Source organism: Geothermobacter hydrogeniphilus, from assembly GCF_002898515.1.
Taxonomy (GTDB): Bacteria; Desulfobacterota; Desulfuromonadia; order Desulfuromonadales; family Geothermobacteraceae; genus Geothermobacter_A.
This window is the reverse complement of record NZ_PPFX01000011.1, coordinates 23,042-43,579: the sequence shown is the minus strand read 5'-3', so window position 1 is coordinate 43,579 and position 20,538 is coordinate 23,042. Positions and strand designations below refer to the sequence as shown.

At 62.3% G+C, this 20,538-nt stretch carries 18 protein-coding genes; 1 reads left to right on the top strand and 17 read right to left on the bottom strand.

The window, feature by feature from the left end; all coding sequences use genetic code 11:
* Positions 1-149 precede the first annotated feature (149 nt).
* Genes C2E25_RS06685 through C2E25_RS06675 form a run of 3 tightly spaced genes read right to left on the bottom strand, consistent with a single transcriptional unit; the run spans position 150 to position 2,099 of the window.
* Positions 150-1,304: an ABC transporter permease gene (locus tag C2E25_RS06685; protein WP_103114989.1), complete on the bottom strand. Its 1,155-nt coding sequence runs from the start codon at positions 1,302-1,304 to the stop codon at positions 150-152.
* Positions 1,305-1,308: 4 nt separating this feature from the next.
* On the bottom strand, positions 1,309-1,638 hold the full coding sequence (locus C2E25_RS06680) for a hypothetical protein (RefSeq protein WP_103114988.1): 330 nt from the start codon (positions 1,636-1,638) through the stop codon (positions 1,309-1,311).
* Entirely contained in the window at positions 1,635-2,099 is a 465-nt protein-coding gene (locus C2E25_RS06675; RefSeq protein WP_103114987.1) for a nitrous oxide reductase accessory protein NosL, read from the bottom strand. The genes C2E25_RS06680 and C2E25_RS06675 overlap by 4 nt, the downstream gene beginning before the upstream one ends.
* Before the next feature lie 182 nt (positions 2,100-2,281).
* On the opposite strand from C2E25_RS06675, the gene C2E25_RS06670 reads away from it, so the two are divergent.
* Positions 2,282-2,662, top strand: coding sequence for a desulfoferrodoxin (locus tag C2E25_RS06670; protein WP_103114986.1), 381 nt, complete (start codon positions 2,282-2,284; stop codon positions 2,660-2,662).
* Between the two features lie 330 nt (positions 2,663-2,992).
* Here C2E25_RS06670 and C2E25_RS06665 read toward each other — a convergent pair whose 3' ends face one another.
* The 14 genes from C2E25_RS06665 to C2E25_RS06600 all read right to left on the bottom strand — a co-directional run bounded on the left by C2E25_RS06665 (position 2,993) and on the right by C2E25_RS06600 (position 20,537).
* Positions 2,993-6,073, bottom strand: a complete 3,081-nt coding sequence (locus C2E25_RS06665; protein WP_103114985.1) for an efflux RND transporter permease subunit — start codon at positions 6,071-6,073, stop codon at positions 2,993-2,995.
* The gene (locus C2E25_RS06660; RefSeq protein WP_103114984.1) at positions 6,070-7,137 is read right to left on the bottom strand and encodes an efflux RND transporter periplasmic adaptor subunit; all 1,068 of its coding nucleotides are present in this window, start codon (positions 7,135-7,137) and stop codon (positions 6,070-6,072) included. The genes C2E25_RS06665 and C2E25_RS06660 overlap by 4 nt, the downstream gene beginning before the upstream one ends.
* Positions 7,134-8,471, bottom strand: a complete 1,338-nt coding sequence (locus C2E25_RS06655) for a TolC family protein (protein ID WP_103114983.1) — start codon at positions 8,469-8,471, stop codon at positions 7,134-7,136. Before C2E25_RS06655 ends, C2E25_RS06660 begins: the two co-directional genes overlap by 4 nt.
* Positions 8,472-8,583: 112 nt before the next feature.
* Positions 8,584-9,222, bottom strand: coding sequence for a TetR/AcrR family transcriptional regulator (locus C2E25_RS06650; RefSeq protein ID WP_103114982.1), 639 nt, complete (start codon positions 9,220-9,222; stop codon positions 8,584-8,586).
* 612 nt (positions 9,223-9,834) lie between these two features.
* Entirely contained in the window at positions 9,835-10,509 is a 675-nt protein-coding gene (locus C2E25_RS06645; RefSeq protein ID WP_085009397.1) for an FKBP-type peptidyl-prolyl cis-trans isomerase, read from the bottom strand.
* A 130-nt stretch (positions 10,510-10,639) separates the two neighbouring features.
* Positions 10,640-11,806: an MFS transporter gene (locus C2E25_RS06640; protein WP_103114981.1), complete on the bottom strand. Its 1,167-nt coding sequence runs from the start codon at positions 11,804-11,806 to the stop codon at positions 10,640-10,642.
* Positions 11,803-13,044, bottom strand: coding sequence for a M48 family metallopeptidase (locus C2E25_RS06635; RefSeq protein WP_103114980.1), 1,242 nt, complete (start codon positions 13,042-13,044; stop codon positions 11,803-11,805). The genes C2E25_RS06640 and C2E25_RS06635 overlap by 4 nt, the downstream gene beginning before the upstream one ends.
* Before the next feature lie 86 nt (positions 13,045-13,130).
* Positions 13,131-13,907 carry an alpha/beta fold hydrolase gene (locus C2E25_RS06630; protein ID WP_103114979.1) on the bottom strand — a complete coding sequence of 259 codons (777 nt, stop codon included), beginning with the start codon at positions 13,905-13,907 and terminating at the stop codon, positions 13,131-13,133.
* A 98-nt stretch (positions 13,908-14,005) separates the two neighbouring features.
* A complete protein-coding gene (locus C2E25_RS06625) occupies positions 14,006-14,854 on the bottom strand; it encodes a right-handed parallel beta-helix repeat-containing protein (RefSeq protein ID WP_103114978.1) in 849 nt (282 codons plus the stop codon).
* A gap of 3 nt (positions 14,855-14,857) precedes the next feature.
* Positions 14,858-15,892 (bottom strand): carboxypeptidase-like regulatory domain-containing protein, encoded by a 1,035-nt coding sequence (locus C2E25_RS06620; protein ID WP_103114977.1) that lies wholly within the window; start codon positions 15,890-15,892, stop codon positions 14,858-14,860.
* On the bottom strand, positions 15,889-17,265 hold the full coding sequence (locus C2E25_RS06615) for a right-handed parallel beta-helix repeat-containing protein (protein ID WP_103114976.1): 1,377 nt from the start codon (positions 17,263-17,265) through the stop codon (positions 15,889-15,891). The genes C2E25_RS06620 and C2E25_RS06615 overlap by 4 nt, the downstream gene beginning before the upstream one ends.
* Complete coding sequence (locus C2E25_RS06610; RefSeq protein ID WP_103114975.1) at positions 17,240-18,292, bottom strand: carboxypeptidase-like regulatory domain-containing protein; 1,053 nt, start codon at positions 18,290-18,292, stop codon at positions 17,240-17,242. Before C2E25_RS06610 ends, C2E25_RS06615 begins: the two co-directional genes overlap by 26 nt.
* An 11-nt stretch (positions 18,293-18,303) precedes the next feature.
* Positions 18,304-19,473: a right-handed parallel beta-helix repeat-containing protein gene (locus C2E25_RS06605; protein ID WP_103114974.1), complete on the bottom strand. Its 1,170-nt coding sequence runs from the start codon at positions 19,471-19,473 to the stop codon at positions 18,304-18,306.
* Positions 19,470-20,537, bottom strand: coding sequence for an MSCRAMM family protein (locus tag C2E25_RS06600; protein ID WP_103114973.1), 1,068 nt, complete (start codon positions 20,535-20,537; stop codon positions 19,470-19,472). Before C2E25_RS06600 ends, C2E25_RS06605 begins: the two co-directional genes overlap by 4 nt.
* Position 20,538 lies beyond the last annotated feature (1 nt).

Sequence of the window (20,538 nt, the reverse complement as noted above, 5' to 3'; positions counted from 1 at the left end):
AGGTCAAAACCTGTTTTCAACGCAGAGGCGGAGAGAGGCTGAGATGGAGAGAAATCTTTTTTCTGAAGTTAACTTTACGATCTCTCCGTCTCTCCTTCTCTCCCGCTCTGCGTTGAAATTGTCCTTGAACATGGCGACCCGATAACGGGTTACCCCCGCAGCACCGTGTCCGGGTCGGTTATCGCCGCTTTCCAGGAGGGAATCACCGTTGCCACCACGTAGGGCGCAACGGTCAGCAGGATCAGCGCCAGCAGCTGTTGCAGTTCGACCCGCGGCACCAGGTCAAAGGCCGGGAAGAGGACCGACCAGCCCTTGACCACCATCGCCAGCAGCGGGGCACCGAACCAGAAGACATGGATCCAAGCCGCCAACAGCCCGAGCAGCACCGCGGTCAGCGACAGCGCCAGGCCTTCCCAGAACTTCAGCAGCAGCACGTCCCCGGTATCCCAGCCGATCGCCTTGAGGACGCCGATTTCATGTTTTTCCTCGGCACTGACCCCGGTCGCCTTATCCCAGGCAAGGATAGCGAAAGCGCTCAGCGCGGCGATAAAAATCGACAGCAACATGCCGCTGCGCCAGTTGAAAACGGCATCGTAGGTACGCAGAATCTCGCTGCGGGTGATCGGCCGGGCATCCGCTTTCAGGCGCACCACCTTGCGGGCCACGGTGTTGACCTCACGCGGATTGTGGACCTGCACCGCGAGGTCGGTCGCCTCTCCTTCCGGCAGGCGGAAAAACTGCCGCAGGGCCTCATCCTCAAGCACGATCAGGTCGTTGGTCAACAGCCGCGATTCCGAGGAGAAAACCCCCACCACCTCAAGGCTGACGCCGAGATTGTCACCATCGATCAGAATCAGATCATCCCCGACCTCGACATCACGCGTCTCGGCCACCCCCTGCCCGACCGCACACTCATCCACCCCGGTCGGCAGCCGCCCGGCGAGCAGGGGCATCGGCCCCTGCTTCGAACGCACGCCGATCAGGGTGTAGTTGGCCTTGGTCAGGGCATCGTAGTAATAGCCCCAGATCCGCGGCTGAACTTTGCCGACCCCGGGGATAGCGGCGATGGCGGCGGCGTAATCCTCCGGAATCAGGGCATGCCGTCCGGCCGCCAGACGCTGCACCACCAGCTCGGGCGCATCCCGCAACAGCAGCTCGGCCTCGGTGCGCAGCGACTGCGTGAGAAACAGCACCGATGCCAGCGCCGCCACGGTCAGGACATAGACCACCAGGATGGCAGTGGTTTTCCCCTTGCGACGCCAGAGAGCGGAGAGAGCATATTCCAGCAACTTCAACTGGCGCACGGAATCAGGGCCTTTTCGCTTTGGCAACCCGCAGCCGCGTCAACGGATGCGAAACCGGCGGCGCCAGCAGGGAACCTGCGGGGAAATGCTCCAGGGCTCCGGGGAAATCCTGGAAGGGGGTGAAAAAATCGGCCTGGGAAGGATGCCGGGTGTAACGCGCCTCGGTCCAGATGGCAAAATCGGTCAACTGCAGACCGGCGACCAGCTGCCGTCGGACGGCCAGCAACGAACCATCTTCCCGCCCGCGGCGCCGGCTGCCGGTCAGCCACAAGGCTCCCAGCAGGAAGAAAAGCAACAGGCTGAGGGCGGTAAACAGCTGCCAGCGGTGGATCATTGCGCGGCCACGGGATTCAGCTGGTGACCATCGAATTGCAGGATGCGCTTGCCGCCATGGTCGCGGAGAAAGGTTTCCGCCGCCTTGCGCCCCTTGACCGGGACCAGGTCCTCTCCCATCGGGCCGAGCACGTCGCTGCCGCCGATGAAGTAGACCTCGTCGGCCGGAATCGGCTGGGTTGAATAGTACTCGGTGACCCAGACCTCGCGGACGGACTTGAGGCCGGCCTCATCGAGAGAAAAGAACTGCCGGAACAGGTCCTTCGGGCCGTCAAAATAGTCGCGGTGACCATCACTGTAAAGAATGCTCGACTGCCAGGCGGCATAGGGCGCGACAAACATACCGCAGACCGGGCAGCGCACCTTGGGCCCGGGCGCCGGTGGCGGGCCGGCCAGGGCGGGCAGGGATCCGGTGAAAAAGAACAGCAGCAATCCGGCGGAGAACAGGCTGAATCGGCTCATCAAGCGCTCCTATCGTTGCAACTCATGGAAATAACATTGGAACCTTATATCAGGTCTATGGCCGAAGGCAAGCCCCGGAGACACTCGAAGCGTCCCCCGGCCAACTTGAAGAACCGCCAGGCTGTGGTAAGCTTTCCTCTGTTTTCACCCCTGAATCCGTCCCTTTACCAAGGAGAAAATTGATGGCCAAACAACTCGAAGTCTACAAATGCGAACTCTGCGGCAACATCGTTGAAGTCCTGCACAGCGGGGCCGCGCCGCTGGTCTGCTGCAACCAGAAAATGACCCTGATGACGGAGAATACCGTTGACGCGGCACTGGAAAAGCATGTCCCGGTGATCGAAATCGGCACCGACAGCATCACCGTCAAGATCGGCAGTGTCGCTCACCCGATGCAGGACGATCACTACATCGAGTGGATCGAACTGCTGGCCGACGGCAAAGTCTACCGCCAGTTTCTCAACCCCGGCGACGCTCCCGAAGCAACCTTCCCGATCACCGCCACGGCCGTGACCGCCCGCGAGTACTGCAACCTCCACGGACACTGGTCTACCAAGGGGTAGGCGGCTGAAAAGGTCACATCTGCTTCGTTGCCCCTGGCCTCGTCGCTGCGACGTAACTGCCGCTACGACTCGCTCCTCGGCCGGCGGGCGCCTCGCATCTGCAACCTTTTGAGCCGCCTTGCAATATTCTACCTTTCTACCTGGAGAGAAAGCTGGGTCCTGTTCAGGGCTCGGCTTTACTTTTCTTTCCTCCTCCCACAGACGCTCCTTCAACCTCTCGCGCAGACATCAATATATTCGTAGATGATGAAATTCATGAGCAACTTTCTCATTCAACAATCAACCAACGTCCCGCAAGCATAACAAGGCTCTTTCTCCAGGCAATGTCCTCTAGGGGGTCCTGGTTGTCCAGATGAAGATCAGCGGAATGAAGACCAGGGTCAGAAATGTTCCAACCAACAAGCCGCCGATCGCCACGGCGCCGAGCGGGGCCAGCCGTTCCAGGCCGATGGCCGAGCCGAGGGCCACCGGCAGCATTCCGGCCGCGACGGCGAACGCGGTCATCAGGACCGGCCGGGTACGGATGCGGATACTTTCGATCATCGCCGTCCTTTTATCCAGCCCTTCGGCGATTTTTTCCTGGGCGAAGTGGATCAGCAAAATCGCGTTGTTCACGATGATGCCGGAAAGCAGGATGAAACCCATCATTGCCGGCATCGAAACATGGTAGCCGAGCAGCAGCAGGACCCATGCCGCCCCGATGATGGTCAGCGGAATCGAGAGGATGATCATCAGTGGCACTCGGATCGAATTGAAAAGGGGGATCAGGGTGAAGAAGATCAGAAGGACCGCAAAGCCGATCGCGCCGGCCATGCGCCCGGCTGAATTGTTGAATTCGCGGATGTCGCCAACCTGCTCCATCCTGACCGAAGGCGGCAGTTCCGTTCCGGCGAATATCCGTTCAAACTCCGCCATGATGTGCGAGATGGCGGACTTTTCACGGTACCCGTAGACGTTGAGCGTGTAAGCGAGCCCTTCCCGGGAGATAAGCCCAGGTTCCAGGTCGCGTCGAATGCGGGCAATCGCCGCGAGCGGGATTTTCCCTACGGGAGCGTCGAGCAGGAGCGTGGAGAACAGTTCGAGCCGGTCGCGCTGGGTGGACGGCAGCCAGACCCTCACCCCGAAGTCGAGGCTGTTGCCGGCGGGAAAGCTGCTCACCAGGGCACCGCGCAGCAGGGCCTGGAGCTGGCTGGTGATGGCGGCATTGTCCAGGCCGTAGTGCGCGGCCCGGGCCCGGTCGATTTCAAGATTGTAGACCCTTTTGTCGAGATGCCAGGTCCGGCCGACCGAAACGATGCCGCGGACCCGGTAGAGAGCCTGTTCCACCAGGTCGCCGGCCCGCACCAGGGCTTCGAGGTCGGGGCCAGACAGCATGATGTCGATATTGGCGCGGATGCTGGAGAGGGCGGTGGCTCCGTAGTCGACCACTTCCAGCTGTTTGATGTTTTCGACCCGGGCCAGGCGCTCGCGAAGCCGCTGCTCGATCGCCCAGACCGATTCCTTGCGCTTGTAGCGGTTGACGTAGGTGGCGGTCACGGCGATGTGGTCGATGCCGGACCCGCTGCCGATGCTCAGGACCCCGGGCTCGCTGCCGATGGTCGTGGAAAGATAGTCCAGCGGGCCGGCGTCGGTGACGATCCGGTTGACTTGACGAGCGATTTTCCGACTGGCGGCAATCGGCAGATTGGGGGCAGTGGTGATGTGAATGCGCACGCCCCCGGTATCCATGGGCGGCATCAACTCCCTGCCAACCGTCGGCATCACGATTCTTACGCTGATGACAAACAGCAGCAACAGGGCGGCCGAATAGATGACGGCAACCGCTTTGCGATCCAGTGCCGCTTCGACCGCACGCCGAAAAAAATTCTGCACCGTCTCGTTAGCCCGGTTGCTGAGACGGTAAAAAAAGGCCTCGGCGGCAAGCAGCAGCGGGTGGTTGAGGGGCAGGATTTTCAGTGACAGCAGGGGGACCGCCGTGATTGAAATGACATAGGAGGCCGCCAGCGCCAGTAGCAGGGTCGAGGCCAGGGGGCGGAACACGGTCTGCGGGTAGCCGCCGACAAAGAGGATCGGGGCCAGGGCGATCATGGTCGTGACCGTGCCGGAAAGATCGGCGAACATGATCTCCCGAGTGCCTTCCAGGACCGCCTTGCGGATTCCCTTCCCCAGTTCCCGGTAATGGCGTTCGATATTTTCCATGACCACCACGGCATCGTCGAGCAGCAGCCCCAGCGCCAGGATGATCCCGGTCAGGGTCACGACATTGAACTCGATGCCGACCAGCCACATCAGGGCGACGGTCGAAGCATACACCAGGGGGATGGTGACCAGCACCACCAGCACCTGCCGGAAACTGGCCAGGAAGAGAAAGACCACAAAGATCGACATGAGAATCGCGTCCCGCAGGGACTCGAACATGTTGTCGGTCGACTGGACGATGGTGTCTTTCTGGGTATCGGTAATCTCGAAATCGAGCTGCGGGTATTCGGAACGGATGGCGTCCAGTTCCGCTTCGACACCTTCGATGGTGCGGATCACGTCACTGTCGAGGCCGCGCTGGACAGCCAGGGCAATGGCCGCCTTGCCGTTGCCATAGTAGGCGGCGCTGTTCTCGTAGTGGCCGAAGTAGACGTCCGCCACATCGGCCAGAGTGATCTCGGTGTTCAGGTGCAATGCCCTGAGCTCTTCGACGCTCTCCGCGCGCGCCGGGGACCTGAGCAGGTAGCGGCTGCGGTCGCTGGTGATGAAGCCGAGCGCGTAATCGCGGTTGTTGGCCCGCACCGCCGCCAGCAGGTCGCCGATTCCCAGCCCGTAGCGGTCGAGTTTTCCCTTGTCAACAATGATCTGGAGTTCCTTCTTGTAGCCACCGAAAACTTCGACATTGGCGACTCCGGGCAGTTTGATCAGCCGTTGTTTCAGGCGCTGTTCGGCCAGCATCCGGATATCCTCGAGCGGCACAGCGGCCTGGCGGGGATTGACAGCGATCACCAGCACCGGGGCGGTGGCGGCGGATATCTTGTGTACCTGGGGCTCGAGAATATCGTCCGGAAGCGACGAGCGGATCTTGCCGAGCGAATTGCTGACATCGCTGGCCGCCATTTCCAGATCCTTGCCGTAATCGAATTCGGCCCGGATCACCGCGACCTCGTCGATGGTGGTCGAGTAGACCCGGCGGATCTTGTCCAGAGTGTAGAGTTCTTCCTCGACCGGAACACTGATGTTGGCGGCGATGGTTCCGGCCGAGCCGCCCGGCTGGACAATCACTACCGCAATTTCGGGGTAGTTGGAGTCCGGGAACAGCTTGCGGTCGAGTCTTTCGTACCCGAAGAGGCCGAGCAGCAGGAACATGCCCAGAAAAGAATAGATGAAATAGGGACGCCCCAGCAGGCGTTCGATCCAGTCGCCGGTCATTCCTTCGGCTCCGAAAGAATCCTGACCGGACCGTAGCCGGGCAACAGGCTCAACCGGGTTTCCGGGGCCAGGGCCACGGGCAGAGTCGGGCAGGGTGACACCAAGGCGTACCTGGAATCCTGCATCCGGACGCTGACCGGCAGTTCGGTGAACCGGCCATCCTGGTAGAGCATGACGCTGACGCCCTGCGTCCGGTGCAGGATAGCCTCGACCGGCAGCGAACAGCCGGTTGCAGTACCAAGCACCACGTCGAGCATCAGGAAACTGCCGACCGGCAGGTCGATGTCCCGGTCCGGCACAACTTCGGCCACCGCCAGCCCATCGCTGGCGTCATTGTAAAGCCGGGCGACGCGACCGAACTTTCCGCCCTTGTGCAGAACCTCCTGCCCCGTTTCGATCCTGACGGTTTCGGGAACGAAACGGAAGGTCAATTTCCGGGGCAGGGAATTGAGTCTAAGAATGGCCCTGCCGGGTACCGCCAGATCCCCTTCCCGCAGCAGGATAGTGCCGACAATCCCGTCGAACGGGGCCCGGATGTTCAGATAGTCGAGCTGACTTTCCAGGCTGTTGATTTTCTGTTGCAGATCGTCCACCTCGGCGTCCGTGAAGGATCTGGTGACTTCGGATGCTTCGAGTTTTTCCCGGGAGATGCCGCCGGCCCGGAACAGCTCCAGGTTCCGTTCATGTTCGGCCCGGGCGTAATCCCGCTGCCTGTTGGCTGCCACCAGCCGCGACTGCAGCGCCCTGATGCCGGCGACGAGTTCCCGGTCGTCGATCCGCACCAGGATCTCGCCTTGGCGGACCTGCTGGCTCTCGTGTACCGGCAGCCGGACGATCCGTCCGGAAATCTTCGCGGAGATCTCGGCGCTTTTGGCTGCTTTCAGCTCGGCCAGAAAGCTGCCGGTCCGGGAAACCGTCCGGGTTTCTGGCAGCGTTATTCTGACGGAATGAACCGGCAGCGTCGCGACCGGGGCTTCGGCAATTTCCTGCCAGCGTTTTTTCAGCAGGATCCCACCTGCGGCAACCAGGCCGGCAAGCAGGACAACGAGGAGGGTCTTCTTCATTTTTGGTCTCCGGTTTCGAGCAGATACTCGAGGTGGAAGTTCGCGACCTCATAGGTATAGCCGGCGGCGATGAAGCGGCTTTCGGCCAGCAGATGCCTTGCCCTGGCGTAAAGCAGGTCGTTGAGCGTCGCGGCTCCTCGGTCATAACGGACCTGTTCAATCTGCGCGGTCTGGCGGGTCAGTTCGAGTTCGGTCCGCGCGCTCAGATAATCGCTGACGGCGGCATTGATCTTGGTCACCGCTTCGCTGACGGCGCGTTTCAGCTCGAGCAGGGTTTCCGTTTCCTGGTAACGGCTCTGCTGCTCGACAATCCTGGCTTTTGCCAGCCTGTTTCGAGTGTTGCCGAAATCGAAGATGTTCCATTTGAGATTCAGGCCAACCTGCCAGACCTCATGGTTGTTCCAGTCGCCGGAATCGGGATGGCTGCTGTCGTTGGGGCCGAAGTTCTGCCCATAGCCGGCATTCAGGACGATCTGGGGATACAGGGCGGAGGTCTCCTTGTCGGCAAGCCTGGCGTTTCTGAGCCTGGCCAGCCGGGCGATCCGCAGGCGACTCGTGTCCTTCAGCCGGGCGACAAGCTGCTCCTGGGCGGCCGTGACCGACTCCGGGGACAGCTTGATCTCCTCCAGCGGCGGAAGCCGGTCGAGATTAAGCAGGCTTTCCAGGGCAGCTTTCGTGGCCGCGATATTGGCTCCGGTTCCCGCCAGTTCTGCCTTGGCGGCTTCCAGTTCGGCGGCGGCTTTCAGTTGATCGACGCGCGCCTTTTTGCCCAGCCGGAATTCCCGCGAGATCTGCTCGTGGAGTCGCTGCAGAGACTCGACATAGGTTCGCTGGGCTTTTTCCCGGGCCTGGAACGAGAGGATATTCACGTAAAGGGTCTTCACGTTGTAGACCAGCTGTTCCCGGCTCAGTCTCAGGGTGGCGTCGGCCAGTTCTTTCTGCAGTGCGGCGGCCTCGATGGATCGGGTCTGGGCGAACCCGGTAAAGAGCTGGATCTCGTAGATAATTCCGACTGTAAACAGATCCTCGGTGGTGGCAACACCCGCCGGGTTGGCGAAGATGGCCCCCGGAGTCAGTGGAACCAGGGTCCGCGGCAGGTTGTAGTGGGTGTAGGAAGAAACGGCATCCAGCCTGCCGAACCGCAGTCCCTTCCGGGCGGAGAGGTCGGTCTGAGCGAGATCTGGCCCCATTCGTTGTTTCTGCAGCCCTGGGTTGTTCCGCAAGGCCAGCTCCACGCAATCGTCAAGCGTGAAGGCCCGTCCCGGTGCAGCGGGAAGGAACAGGGCGAGCAGACAGAACAGGCTCAGAATCCCGGGGCCGCGGGACCGGTTCATCGTCAATTCCTCCTCAACTGGGGGAGAACGCCTGCCGCCGGCCGGGTGCTGCCCGGGGTTTCCGGCTTCCCGCCGACCTTTTGCCGGCGCCGTAAAATATGCGAACAGCTTCTCATTGGCCGCACCTTTCCGAACCGTTCAGGCCCGGGGAGGAATTTCTGATGCCGCGCCGGTAGATGGCGAAAACTTTCGGAGCTTCCTGCCGCATGCGATTGACGTCCCCTGCCAGCAGTGATTGCATCACCAGCCCCTGGATTGTGCCGATAAACAGGCTCGCCGCGGCTTCCGTGTCGAGGCGTGGATCCAGGTCGCCGTTAGCCTTGCCGGCTTCGATCAGTCTCTGCAGCTGTTCTCCGTAGCGCTGGATCAGAGACTGGACCACACGCTTGGGCGGGCTGTCTTCGGCTCTCTGCAGCTCGGCGAACAGAATGCGCGGGACTCCCGGCCATTCAATCACGAAGTCGACGTGTGTCATGAAAACCGCCTCCAGAGCCGCCAGGGGGGGCGCCGCCTGTGCTGCCTTTTCCACGCGCGGCAACAGGCGCTCGGCCACCCATTCCATTACCGCCTGCAGGATCTCCTCCTTGCTTGCGAAGTGCCGGAACAGAGCCCCCTGAGTCAGTCCCATGTGCCCGGCAATGGCAGCGGTTGTGATCCCGGTCGGATTCTGAAAGGCGGCCAGTTCGACCACGGACTCGACGATTGTCACACGCCGTTTCTTCGAGGGGAGATGTCTTTTTTGAGCCGTCATGGTGCCTCCGCTGCAAAGTAAGTAATCAATTACTTACTTAAAGCTACAGAAGCCTCGCGGGTCTTGTCAAGGGCATTTATCGGAAAAGGATGACGCGCATTGTGGGGCCGGGCACAGCTCTCTGACTGGCTTCTGAAGATCGTCCAAGGACAGTTCGGTGAAGCCTGTCAGACAATACGATTCGATGATCGACAAGGGGAAGAGAATAACCGATAATCCGAGACCTGCCCTCGCATCTCAAACAAAAAACCCCGCAGTACAGCGGGGCGTATGAGGACAGCATCAAAAAAGGGATTCAATCCGAGGTCGCCCGTCCAAGCAACTCCATCAGGTGCAGTACCTCCTGCCGCATCCCGGCCTGCTGCAATCCTCAGGATACACATGGAGACATCTATATTGTCCCCACCATGGACACTGGTCTTCTAAGCGATAAACCGATGAAAAATGCCCACCGGTGTCATTGCCCCTGGCCTCGTCGCTGCGGCGTAGCTACCGCTGCGACTCTCGCTCCTCGACCTGCGAGCGCCTGGCATCTGGCAACCGTGAGGCAAAAAAACGGGCAACACCCTAACAGGAGTTGCCCGTTTTTTTTGTTTTATCCGGCAACGGAACTCAATTGACTTCCAGCAGTTCAACCTCGAACACCAGCACCGAGTTCGGTCCGATCTGTGGACCTGCGCCGCGGTCGCCGTAGGCCAGCTCCGGCGGAATGACAAACTGGTACTTGCTGCCGACCTTCATCAACTGCAGCCCCTCGACCCAGCCCTTGATGACCCGGCCGACCTGGAAGGTGGCCGGCTGGCCGCGCTTGTAGCTGCTGTCAAACTCGGTGCCGTCGATCAGCGTTCCCTTGTAGTTGACCTTGACATTGCTCTCCGCGGTCGGGGTCGCTCCGCTGCCTTCCTTGAGAACCTTGTACTGCAGACCGCTGGCGGTCACCTTGACCCCTTCCTTTTTCTTGTTGGCCTCCAAAAAGGCCTTGCCCTCGGCAAGGTTCTTGTCACCAATCTTCTTCTGCAGCACCGACTGCAGTTCCATAATCGTCCGCTGAACTTCCTCGGGGGTCATCAGGGTCTTGTCGCCGGCGAGGACATCCTTGAGACCCTGGGCGAGCAGCTCGGGATTGACGGCAAAATCCTTGTTTTTGAAGTCCTTGCCGATATTCATCCCGATACCGTAACTGACCCGGTCTTCGAGAGAGGTCGGTTTCTTCGTTTCAGCTGCCGCCTGCAGTACCCCGACACAGCAGAAGCCGGCCAAGGCCAGCAGTGTGACAATGCGTTTCATTGATCTTCCTTTCAGTAGGGCCGGAATCGGTGAATTCATCACTGGGGGACAGCTGAAGATCACTGACTCGGGCGGGAAAAAGATAAAAACTTTTCAAGTTTTACCCTCAGAAACGGCGGCTGTCAACTTTTCAGGAACGGTCCGGGTCCGCGGCCAGTTCCGGCAATCCCCTGGTCTGCGCGCCACGACAGGAAAAAACCAGCCCCAGGCCGAGCGCGGCAACGGCGGCAAGCCCGTAAACCACCCCCTCCCAACCAAAACGACTGTAAACCGGGCCGGGCAGCGATGAGCCAACCACGCCGCCACCGTAATAGAAGGCGATGTAGAGCCCGTTGACCACCCCCTTGTGGCTGCCGGCCGAACGGTTGAGCCATCCGGAAGCAGTGGCATGCACCAGGAACATCGTCCCGCAGAAAAGGAACATGTCGGCGAACAGCCCGGCGACACTGCTGCCGAGCAGACCGCCGATGGCCACCAGGTAGCCGCTGAAGCCGATCAGCATGGCGAAAATCGCCCCGCCGCAGCGGTTGATAATCCGCACCGCGGTCAGGGCCGTGACCACCCCCATCAGGTAGCCGGAATACATCAACCCGATCCGCAGCTCGCTCGCCTCGCTGCTGATTTCCGTCAGCCGGAAGGGGAGATAGTTCATCACCGCGGCGAACACCAGGAACAGGCAGAAGACAGCGAGATAGGTGCGCAGAAACCAGCCCTGGCGCAGCACCTGCCAGAGCAGGCGCGGGTGGGGTTTTGCCAGCTGAACCTCGCTGACATCCCGCAACCGCCCAAGCAGCCAGGCGCAGAGCAGCAGGCTGATGCCGAGGACGATGAAACTGCTGCGCCAGCCGAACAGGGTCGCCAATCCACCGGAACAGAGGCGACCGAGAAAGCCGCCAAGAATGGTCGCGGCGATATAGACGGCCATGGAACGCTGCACGGTACCCGCCGTCGATCGCTGGGAGACATAGGTCATCAGGGCGGTGAGTATCGCCGGCACCAGCAGCCCCTGCAGCAGGCGCAGGCCGAGCAGCAGCGGAAAAACATCGGCAGCGGCGAAAAAAAACTCCGACAGTCCCAGCAGCAACAGACTGCAGCGCAGCATCCGCCGCGCGGAGACCGACTGCAGCAGGTAACCGTACAGCAGTGGAGCGACACTCAACGGGATAAAGGCGATTGTGGTCAGCAGGGCGACGGCGTCACGACTGACGCCGAATTCACGCGCCAGCACCGGCAGCAGCGGCTGGGGAGCATAGAGCGCCGACAGGGTCAGCAGAGTGGTGAGGATGATCAGTTTCATGGTCCCTCGTCCGCCTCCATCAGGGCGGCAACACGCTCCACCACCGGGGGATGGGAGAAATAGATCGCCGCGTAAAGGGGATGGGGATGCAGGTTGCTGAGATTCTCGCGTGCCATCCGCCGGAGGGCCGCGGCCAGGTCCCGGGGCTGACCCGTTGCCTGCACGGCGTAGCGGTCGGCCTGTCGCTCATCGCGCCGGGACAGCCAGCTGGAAACGGGCGTCCAGCAGAATCCGAGCAGGCCGCCGAGCAGGGACAGCACCACCAGGCGACCGCAGAAACCCAGATCGGCGGCACCGACCAGCCGCGGCAGCCAGTCCTGCTGCAACAGCCACCAGGCGGCCAGGCAGGACGCCAGGCTGACCAGCTGGCCGACGACCAGGCGTCGGCGCAGGTGACCATGCTTCCAGTGTCCCAACTCGTGGGCCAGGACGGCAAGCACCTGCCCGTCCGTCAACTGCTCCAGCAGGGTGTCGAACAGCACGATCCGCTTGACCCGGCCGATGCCGGTAAAATAGGCGTTGGAATGGCCGCTGCGGCGCGAGGCGTCAACCTGCTGCACCCGCGACACCCTGATCCCCGCCCCCTCCGCCAGCTCCCGCACACGGTTTTCGAGCCCGGGACGCCGCAGCGGGGAAAATTTGAAAAAGAGCGGTTCGATCAGGTAGGGGGAGATATAGAGCAGCAACAGACTGAGCAGCGCCATGAAGCCCCAGACCGGCAGCCACCAGCCTTGCGGGCTCCAGAGGACCAGGGCCAGCGCCCCCGACACCAGCGCCGCGAAGAGGGGGACCGAGACCAGGGCACCCTTCAGCAGATCCTGCAGCCAGAGCCGCCAGCCGGTCCGGTTGAAACCGAAACGTGCTTCGATGACGAAGATCCGCCAGACGCTGAACGGCAGTCCGAGCAGCGCCTGGGCAAGTCCCAGCAGACCGAAAAAAAGCAGCCCCTGGAGTACCAGATGACTGCTCTTCGCCTGCACCCAGGCATCGTAATGGGGCAGCAGCTGAAAAGCGAACAACAGCCCCAGGGCCTGGCTGAACAGCGATTCGAGCAACCCCAGCCGACTGCCGGCGAGGGTATAGCGGTTCGCCTTTCGCAACCGGTCCCGGCCGATATCCGCTTCCCAGCCGTCGGGGATATCATCACCGTGACGGGCGAGAAATCTCAGATTGAGGGCACGCAGCAGCAGTTTGCCAGCATAGACCGCCAGCAGCAGAAAAAGAAAACTAGCCGACATGTCCGCGAGAATACAGCAGGAACCGGAGGCAGGCAAGCGCGAGCCCTGGAAAAGTAAGCTGCCGGCTGTCAGCGGCAGCTTACAGCTTATTCCTCCAACGCCAACTCCGCGAGGAAATCCCGCAGTACGGCGCTGAACATCTGCGGCTGTTCGAGGTTTGCCAGGTGACCGGCACCGGGGATGATTTCAAATCGGGCGGCGGGCAGTTGCTCGGCGAGCAACTGCGAATGGCCGAGGGCGATGGCAACATCCTGCTCGGCCCCGACCACCAGCGCCGGCAGGTCGAAATCGCGCAACTGTTCGAGATAATCACGTCGGTCACGCATCGCCAGCAGTCCCCCGGCGACCCCGCGCGACGGGGTCGCGAGCATCCATGAACGCACCTGCATAACCAGTTCGGGCCGCTGCTGCGCGATCCCCGGGGCGAACAGGATCGCTTCGAAGGCCTCGACGATCGGCGCCAGGTTGCCGGCGGCGGCCTCGGCCGCCAGGGCGGTCCGCTTCGCTTTCCCCGCCTCGTCATCGGCCGCGGCACGGGTCATCAGGAACATCGCCGCTGACAACCGTCGCGGGTAGCGGTCCAGCAGGTTGCAGAGGACGTATCCCCCCATCGACATCCCGCCGACAACCGCCTGATCAAGTTCCAGCTTATCGAGCAGTTCGACCAGGGCATCGGCGTAACCATCCATGCTCGCCTCACCCGACAGCGGCGACTGTCCGAATCCCGGCAGATCAGGGGTGATCACCCGGTAACCGGCGGCGACCAGCTCCTCGACCTGCGGCTGCCACATTTTGCGGCAGAGGGGGAATCCATGAACAAGCACCACCGCCGGGCCACGGCCGACATCGTCAAAACTGAGCATGACAGGCCTCCTTTGCGTTCACCTGAATCAGTGACTTAAGTGTTCAAGGAGGATACCACCTGGAGGAACAATCGCCAATGGGGCGGTTCAGGAACCCGTTACGGCGTTCCCGGCACCGGCGCGAGCAGGAATTGGGGGGCGGCGGCACGGCCGAGGGCGTGATCGAAGCGCTGGTCAAAAAACCGCTTCTGAATCGCCTGCCGGTCAGTGCTTCCCCACCAGTTGCGGGGAAAGGCGACGTCCCGACGCTGCTGCAGGCCGAACTTGACCTGGTACTCACGATTGTTGACGATGTTGTTCTGTTCGACCAGCACCCGGCCGCTGGAACGGGTGACCACGAACAGGCCGACGTCATTGTCACGGATGGTGTTGTGGTGGACGCGGCCGGTGCTGCGACGCTCCTCGTAACGCAATCCGTTGCGATTGTGGTGAATCAGGTTGCGGGCCAGTTCCAGATTGACGGTCGAGAAACGAACCCCGTCGATATTGTACCGGAACTCGGAATCGGTCAGTTGCGCCTTGCTGAAATGGATCTGGATGCCGCTGTAGGCGTACTCTGAGATCAGGTGAGAGATTTCCGCGGGACGGGCGAAATCAAGATAAAGATATTTCCAGTCAGCCGGGGCCGGTTCCTGTTCGGCACTGCTGAACAGAATCGGCTGATCACTGCGGCCGCGCGCCACCAGCCGACCTTCGACCAGCAACTCGGCATCACCGATACCGTCACCGTCGCGGTCAACCTTCGCGAACAGCACCCGGGTGCCGGGCAGGATGGTCAGCGAACCGGATTTCTTGACCGTCACCACGCCGCGGATCCGCACCTCGCCGCTCCAGGTCTCCGCCCCGGCGATGACATGGTCGCCGAACGTCAGAACGGCCGGTTGCGGCCTGGCGCAGGCCCCCGGCAGCAACAACAGCAGGATCAGCAATCTCCGGCACAGACGCATCAGCTACTCCAGGCGGATCGGTTCGACAACAATCCGCAGCTTGTCGACCCTCTCTCCGGTCGCGACCGTCAGGCCGTGATCGGCGGTCTCCTGATAGAGACCGAAGCGTTCCCCGGGTGCCGGGGAGTCACCGTAGAATTCCCGGGCGCCGAGATAGTAGGTGCCGCCGGTCGGCAGAAAAACCTGGAACCGGCCGTCAGCGCCGGTCGGACTCGACAATGCGGCCGGTCGCTGGTGACCGATGACCCGGTTGGTATAGGCAAAGACATGCACCCCCGCGGCCGGCTGCCCGGCGGCATCGACCACCCGACCGCTGATGCGGGTGGTGCCGGTAGCCAGCAGGGTCTCACTGGCCGCGGCGCTGTGTTGCTTCTCCACCGTCGCCAGTTCTATCTTCATCACTTTTCCGGCCCGCAGCACAACCGGGTTGCCCGGGTAAAACCCGATCCGGTCTCCGGCCAGCACCGGTCCCACCTGCTGACCGTTCTGCCGCTGCCGGGCAAGAACGAAGTAACTGCTTTCCGGCAGATTGTCAAAAAAGAAGCTGCCGTCCGCCCCGGTCGGCGGCGACATCCGGTACCCCTGCCCTTTCAGGCCCTCGGCGGTATCGAGGTAGAGGTAGACGAATGCTCCGGCCAGCGGCTTGCCGGCAAAGAGAACCCGGCCTTCGAGGGCGGCGCTGTACTCGTCATCATAATCGCTGACCACGGCGGCACTCACGGGTACCGCCTGCAGTCCCAGCCAGAGGTCATCCTTGCCGACAATGACCGGATTGCGGCCGCTGAAGGCGAACAGCCGGTGGTCCCGGTCGGCGGCGAAAAAAGCGTAGCGTCCCGCCGGCAGATCGAAATGGTAGAGCCCTTCGGCGTTGCTGCGGGTACTCGCCAGCGGTTCGCTGCCCGGCAGCAGGTCCCGGTAGGCACCGACCCGCAGACCGGCCAGCGGTCGGTCGTCGGCCACCACCCGGCCGGAAACCCGCCCGGCAACAGCCGCCTGCGGCAGCAGCGCGAGAATCAGCACCAGCAGCAGAGTCTTCATCTTTGCGGTCCCGCGGCGGCGACCGGGGCATCGAGGACCGGCTGAAACACCACCCGATCGAGCTGATAGGCCTCCGGTCCAAAGCCCTCGTAGACCACGGTCGGCTGATCATGGCGATCCCAGAAAAGATCGTCATTGGTCTGTTCGTCGGCGGCGGCCAGGCGCTGGTTGTCTGCGCCCCACCAGTTCTTCGACACGTCGATCCGATCCTCGAAGTCGGTCGGCGCCTGGGCCAGCATACTGTTCTTGCTGCCCCGTTCGCGTGATTTCTGCATCACCAGAGCCTTCGATCCGGACCGTTTTTCCCAGTCGGCGCTCTGGTAGATGCCGAGCTTGACCGCCTGACGGTTACCGAGAAAATTGTTCTCCCGCACCAGCGGATAGGAAGAGTAGTCGCAGAACAGGGCCAGATCATTGTCGGCAATGACGTTGTTGCGGATACGCGGATTCGATTTGCGATAGTTGTAGATGGCGGTTTCATTCTTCTCGAATCGGTTGTTCTCAACGAAGGGCGAGCCGTACTGGTCGTTGCGGATGGCGATGCCGTTACCGACAAAAACGTTGCCGCGTACCCGTGGATAGGCGAAGGCGTAATTGATCAGCGCGGTGCGGTTGTTCTCGAAACGGTTGTTGAGAATCTGCGGAGTGTCCTTGGTCTGGTTGCAGAACATGGCGATCTCGTTGTCGCGGAACAGGTTGTCGACCACCTTGTCCGGGTAGGGTTGCTGCAGACCGACCCCCTGCTGATTGCCGATAAAACGATTGTTGCTGATCATTCCCCGGCTGTTGTGGGAAGCGAGGATCGCCATCTGTTTGAATCCCCGGAACAGGTTGTCGCGGATGGTCGGGCTGGAGCGCATCTCGTTGTCGATGGCGATCTTGCCGCCGATGAAGCGGTTGCCGGCAATCAGCGGATCCGACTCGCGCAGCAGCCGGACACCGAACCGGCAGTTGGAAAACTCGCTGTCGGTGACTTCGAAGTGGCTGCCGTAACTGCTCAGGGCCGCCTCGCTGTCGGAAAAACGGGCCTGGCGGATGATGCTCTTGCCGCCCGACTCCATGAATTCAATCCCCTGCCAACCCGGCGGCGTCTGGAACACCACCGGTTCACTTTCGCTCCCCTGGACCAGCAGGGTGCCGCGAACCGTGAGCTTGGCGGCGGGGTTCGCCGCCGTCACCCGACAGCCGGCGGCGATGGTCAGGGTGGTTTCGAGCGGTACCTCGACCGGTCCGGTCAAGCGCACCTCTCCCTGCCAGAGGCTGTGCCCGAGCAGCCGCCCGGAATAATCGGCGCCGCAATATCCGTTGCCCGCCGGCAATACGAACAGCAACAGGGCGGGCAGCAGGCTAACGCGCAGAAATCGGTTGAACATGGATTTCGACCTCCCGCACCGGGTTCGCTTCGGTCAACTCGACCCGGTGCTCGCTGTTCCGGGAATATTTCCCGTACAGTTCACCTTCAGCGGCCGGCCCGCCGAAGGATTGCCGCGCCAGCAGGTAGTATCGGCCGGACGGCGGCAGACGCAACGCGAAACGGCCCTCGGCATCGGTGGCGGCGGAGAAGAAATCGGGTGTCCCGGTCATTTTCGGATGGCGATAGGCGAAGACGTAGAGCCCGGCAACCGGGGCGCCGTCGGCACCCAAAACCCGCCCGCGGACCCCCTGGAAGGGCAGTTCATCCTCACCCTGTTCCAGGTTGGACAAGCGGGTGATGGTCTCCAGGTGAATCGAACGGATGGTGCCTTTCTCCAGATGCACCGGATTACCGTAATAGAAGTTGAAGTAATCGCCGATCGCCACCGGCCCGTAACGCCCGCCGGCAAGTCGTTTGCGGGCCAGCAGGTAATAGTCTCCGGGCGGCAGCCGCAGGCGGAATTTTCCCTTCTCGACGGGAACGATATTGTACGCTGGTCCCTTGAAGCCGCTTTTGGTATCACGATAGACATAGAGGTAGACCTTTTCCAGCAGTTCCCCCTGGTAACTGATCTCCCCCTGCAGGCCGCTGCGCTGTGCCTTACGGGGTGCCGGCTCAACGGGCACCCGGATCAGGTTGAAGCCGACATTGGTGTAATGTCCGGCCTGCACCTGAATCGGTGAACCGCTGTAGTAACAGAAATAATCGCCCGGTTTCGGTTCGCCGCTGAAGCTGCGCGCCACCAGCACGTAGCTGCCGGGCGGCAGTTCCAGCTGGTAGGTGCCGTCAAGGGCGGTCGGCTCGGAGACTGCCAGCACCTTGCCAAGGGGGATATCGTCGATCTGCCGGTAGGCCGAAACCCGCAGGCCGGGAACCAGTTCCCCGCGCCAGGCGGCGCGGCCCTTGACACCGCTGCCGGCCCAGGCCGGCAGGGCAACACACAACAGTACAAGCAGAAAAAGATATCTCGCGGGAAATTGTCGCATCCGCTCTCCTTTTACCTGACCGCTTCATGCAGCCAGGGCGCGAACCGCACCCTGTCCAGCGGCCAGTTTCGTCCCCCCTCCTCGAAGTTCGGCCGGTCACGACCGTCATCGATGAAGGAGGGATTGCCGTCATCACCGATCCGTCCCAGTTCGGCGGTCGCCGCATCTCCCCACCAGTTGCCGCGGGCGTCGATGGTGCCGTCGAGCTTGCGCGGCCGCCGCTCGGCCTCCCCCACCTCCTGACGCGGCCGGCCGCCGAAGGCGCTGCGGGAGACCTCCTGCTCGCGCGCCGCGGCACCCTTCTCCCGCTCCCACTGCGCCGACTGATATTCAAGAAACAGCGCCGTGCCGTTACCGGAAAGATCGTTACCCCGCAGTCGCGGATAGCTCGAATAGGCGATGCTCACCCCGGTCCGGTTGCCGCTGATGCGGTTTTTCTCCAGCAGCGGATCGGAACGCCGGTAACAGCGCACCCCGATCTCGTTGTCACGGATGTCGTTGCGCCGCAGCACCGGCCTGGCCGCCCGGTCAACCAGCACCGCGGTGCCGTTGCCGGTCAGGCTGTTCTCGACCAGCCGCGGGTTCGAGCCGTAATGACTGACCATCAGGCCGGTCGGGTTGCCGGTAAAAACATTGCCGGTGAATCGCCGTGGCTGCGCCTTGTAGAGATAGGCGCCGAACCGGCCGTTTTTTTCAAACCGGTTGTTGACCACCGCCGCGGTGGTACCATCCTTGACGAACAGGCCGACCCGGCTGTTGTCGCGCAGCAGGCAGCCGGTGACGGTGGCGGCGCTCTTCCGGCGCAACTCGATACCGATACGGTTTCCCTCCAGGGTCAGGCCTTCGAGCCGCGGCTCACCGCTTTCGACCAGTACGCCGGTGGCCGCGCCGCTGATCCGGCAGTCGGCCAGCAGGGTGTCGGCGCCGACGCCCTTGAGAACGATGCCACTCCAGTTTTTGCCGCTCAACTCGCACTGCCTGGCGATCAATCGGCCGCTCACCGTCAATCCGCCACCGGCAAAGGTGATCCGGGCCCCGGGTTCGATGCGCAACGTCGCCCCGGACGCGACCCGGACCGGCTCACGAATGGTCATCGCGCCCTGCCAGCGGGTTTCGCCGTCCAGGGTCATGGCCGACAGCAGGGTCGGCCACAACAAACCGATCAGCAACAGGATTCTCACCACACCTCCCGCACCTGCAACGGAGGGAGTTCAACCACCCGACCAGTGTCGACATCGATCCGGTGTTCCGGCTGTTCATCGTAGGTTCCGACCCATTCCCCCGGCTCCAGCGGTCCGCCGTAGGCACTGCGGGCGCCGATATAATAGGCCCCGCCGCGGCCGAGATTGAGCCGATAGGAACCGTCGGCCGCGCTCGGCGCCGAGATGTAGGTCGGTTTGCCGACCATCCGGCTGTCGAGATAGGCGAAGACATAAATCCCCGGCACCGGCGCACCATCTTCGTCGACCACCTTGCCGGTCAGCGCCGTGTCGCTGAGCGCGAACCGTCCCTGCCGCTGACGTTGCCGGTAGCGCGCGGCATCGACCGGGCGGACCCTGATTTCACCGAGGTCGAGATTCTGCCCGGCGGCGAGGTGAACCGGATTCTGCTCCAGGCTGCCGGTCAGGTCGCCCGGTTTCGGTTCGCCCAGTCGTGAGCCGTCGAGATGCTTGCGGGCCGCCAACCAGAACTCACCGGCCGGCAGGGCGACCCGGAAGCGCCCGTCGGCATCGGTTTCAACCGCGGCGCCGTAGGAAGGCCCCATCAGGTCGACTCCGGCTTCGGTATAGACATAAACGAATGCGCCGGCAACCCCGACCCCATCGCGCGTCACCCGTCCCGCCAGCGAGGTGTCGGCGTCGGCCACCAGCCTTCCGTCCCGGCCCATTTCCCGCAGGCTGAAGGTCGGCACCTCCAGCATCCCCGTGGTCACCTCCAGGGGATTGGCCGGGCACTCCGCCATCAGCATCTGCGGCCGCCCGTCAGCGGCGGTGCGACGCTGCTTGCCGATGACAAAATAGCGACCGGGCGGCAGCTCCAACCGGTAGCGGCCGTCGCCGTCGGTGGTGGTGACCGCGAACGGCTGCACCGAGCGGTCCTTGTCCGCCTTGAGGTAGATCTCGACACTGGCCCCGGCCAGCGGTTTGTCGTCGAACTGCAACTCTCCGCTCAGCCCCGAGGGGCCGGAGCGTTGGCAACCGGTCAGCAGCAGACAGGTCAGAAACAGCAGAAAAATACGTCGCATA

Coding starts and splice junctions, on each gene's coding strand:
- C2E25_RS06680 (WP_103114988.1), bottom strand. CDS start 1,638: ATGATCCACCGCTGGCAGCTGTTTACCGCCCTCAGCCTGTTGCTTTTC.
- C2E25_RS06675 (WP_103114987.1), bottom strand. CDS start 2,099: ATGAGCCGATTCAGCCTGTTCTCCGCCGGATTGCTGCTGTTCTTTTTC.
- C2E25_RS06670 (WP_103114986.1), top strand. CDS start 2,282: ATGGCCAAACAACTCGAAGTCTACAAATGCGAACTCTGCGGCAACATC.
- C2E25_RS06665 (WP_103114985.1), bottom strand. CDS start 6,073: ATGACCGGCGACTGGATCGAACGCCTGCTGGGGCGTCCCTATTTCATC.
- C2E25_RS06660 (WP_103114984.1), bottom strand. CDS start 7,137: ATGAAGAAGACCCTCCTCGTTGTCCTGCTTGCCGGCCTGGTTGCCGCA.
- C2E25_RS06655 (WP_103114983.1), bottom strand. CDS start 8,471: ATGAACCGGTCCCGCGGCCCCGGGATTCTGAGCCTGTTCTGTCTGCTC.
- C2E25_RS06650 (WP_103114982.1), bottom strand. CDS start 9,222: ATGACGGCTCAAAAAAGACATCTCCCCTCGAAGAAACGGCGTGTGACA.
- C2E25_RS06645 (WP_085009397.1), bottom strand. CDS start 10,509: ATGAAACGCATTGTCACACTGCTGGCCTTGGCCGGCTTCTGCTGTGTC.
- C2E25_RS06640 (WP_103114981.1), bottom strand. CDS start 11,806: ATGAAACTGATCATCCTCACCACTCTGCTGACCCTGTCGGCGCTCTAT.
- C2E25_RS06635 (WP_103114980.1), bottom strand. CDS start 13,044: ATGTCGGCTAGTTTTCTTTTTCTGCTGCTGGCGGTCTATGCTGGCAAA.
- C2E25_RS06630 (WP_103114979.1), bottom strand. CDS start 13,907: ATGCTCAGTTTTGACGATGTCGGCCGTGGCCCGGCGGTGGTGCTTGTT.
- C2E25_RS06625 (WP_103114978.1), bottom strand. CDS start 14,854: ATGCGTCTGTGCCGGAGATTGCTGATCCTGCTGTTGTTGCTGCCGGGG.
- C2E25_RS06620 (WP_103114977.1), bottom strand. CDS start 15,892: ATGAAGACTCTGCTGCTGGTGCTGATTCTCGCGCTGCTGCCGCAGGCG.
- C2E25_RS06615 (WP_103114976.1), bottom strand. CDS start 17,265: ATGTTCAACCGATTTCTGCGCGTTAGCCTGCTGCCCGCCCTGTTGCTG.
- C2E25_RS06610 (WP_103114975.1), bottom strand. CDS start 18,292: ATGCGACAATTTCCCGCGAGATATCTTTTTCTGCTTGTACTGTTGTGT.
- C2E25_RS06600 (WP_103114973.1), bottom strand. CDS start 20,537: ATGCGACGTATTTTTCTGCTGTTTCTGACCTGTCTGCTGCTGACCGGT.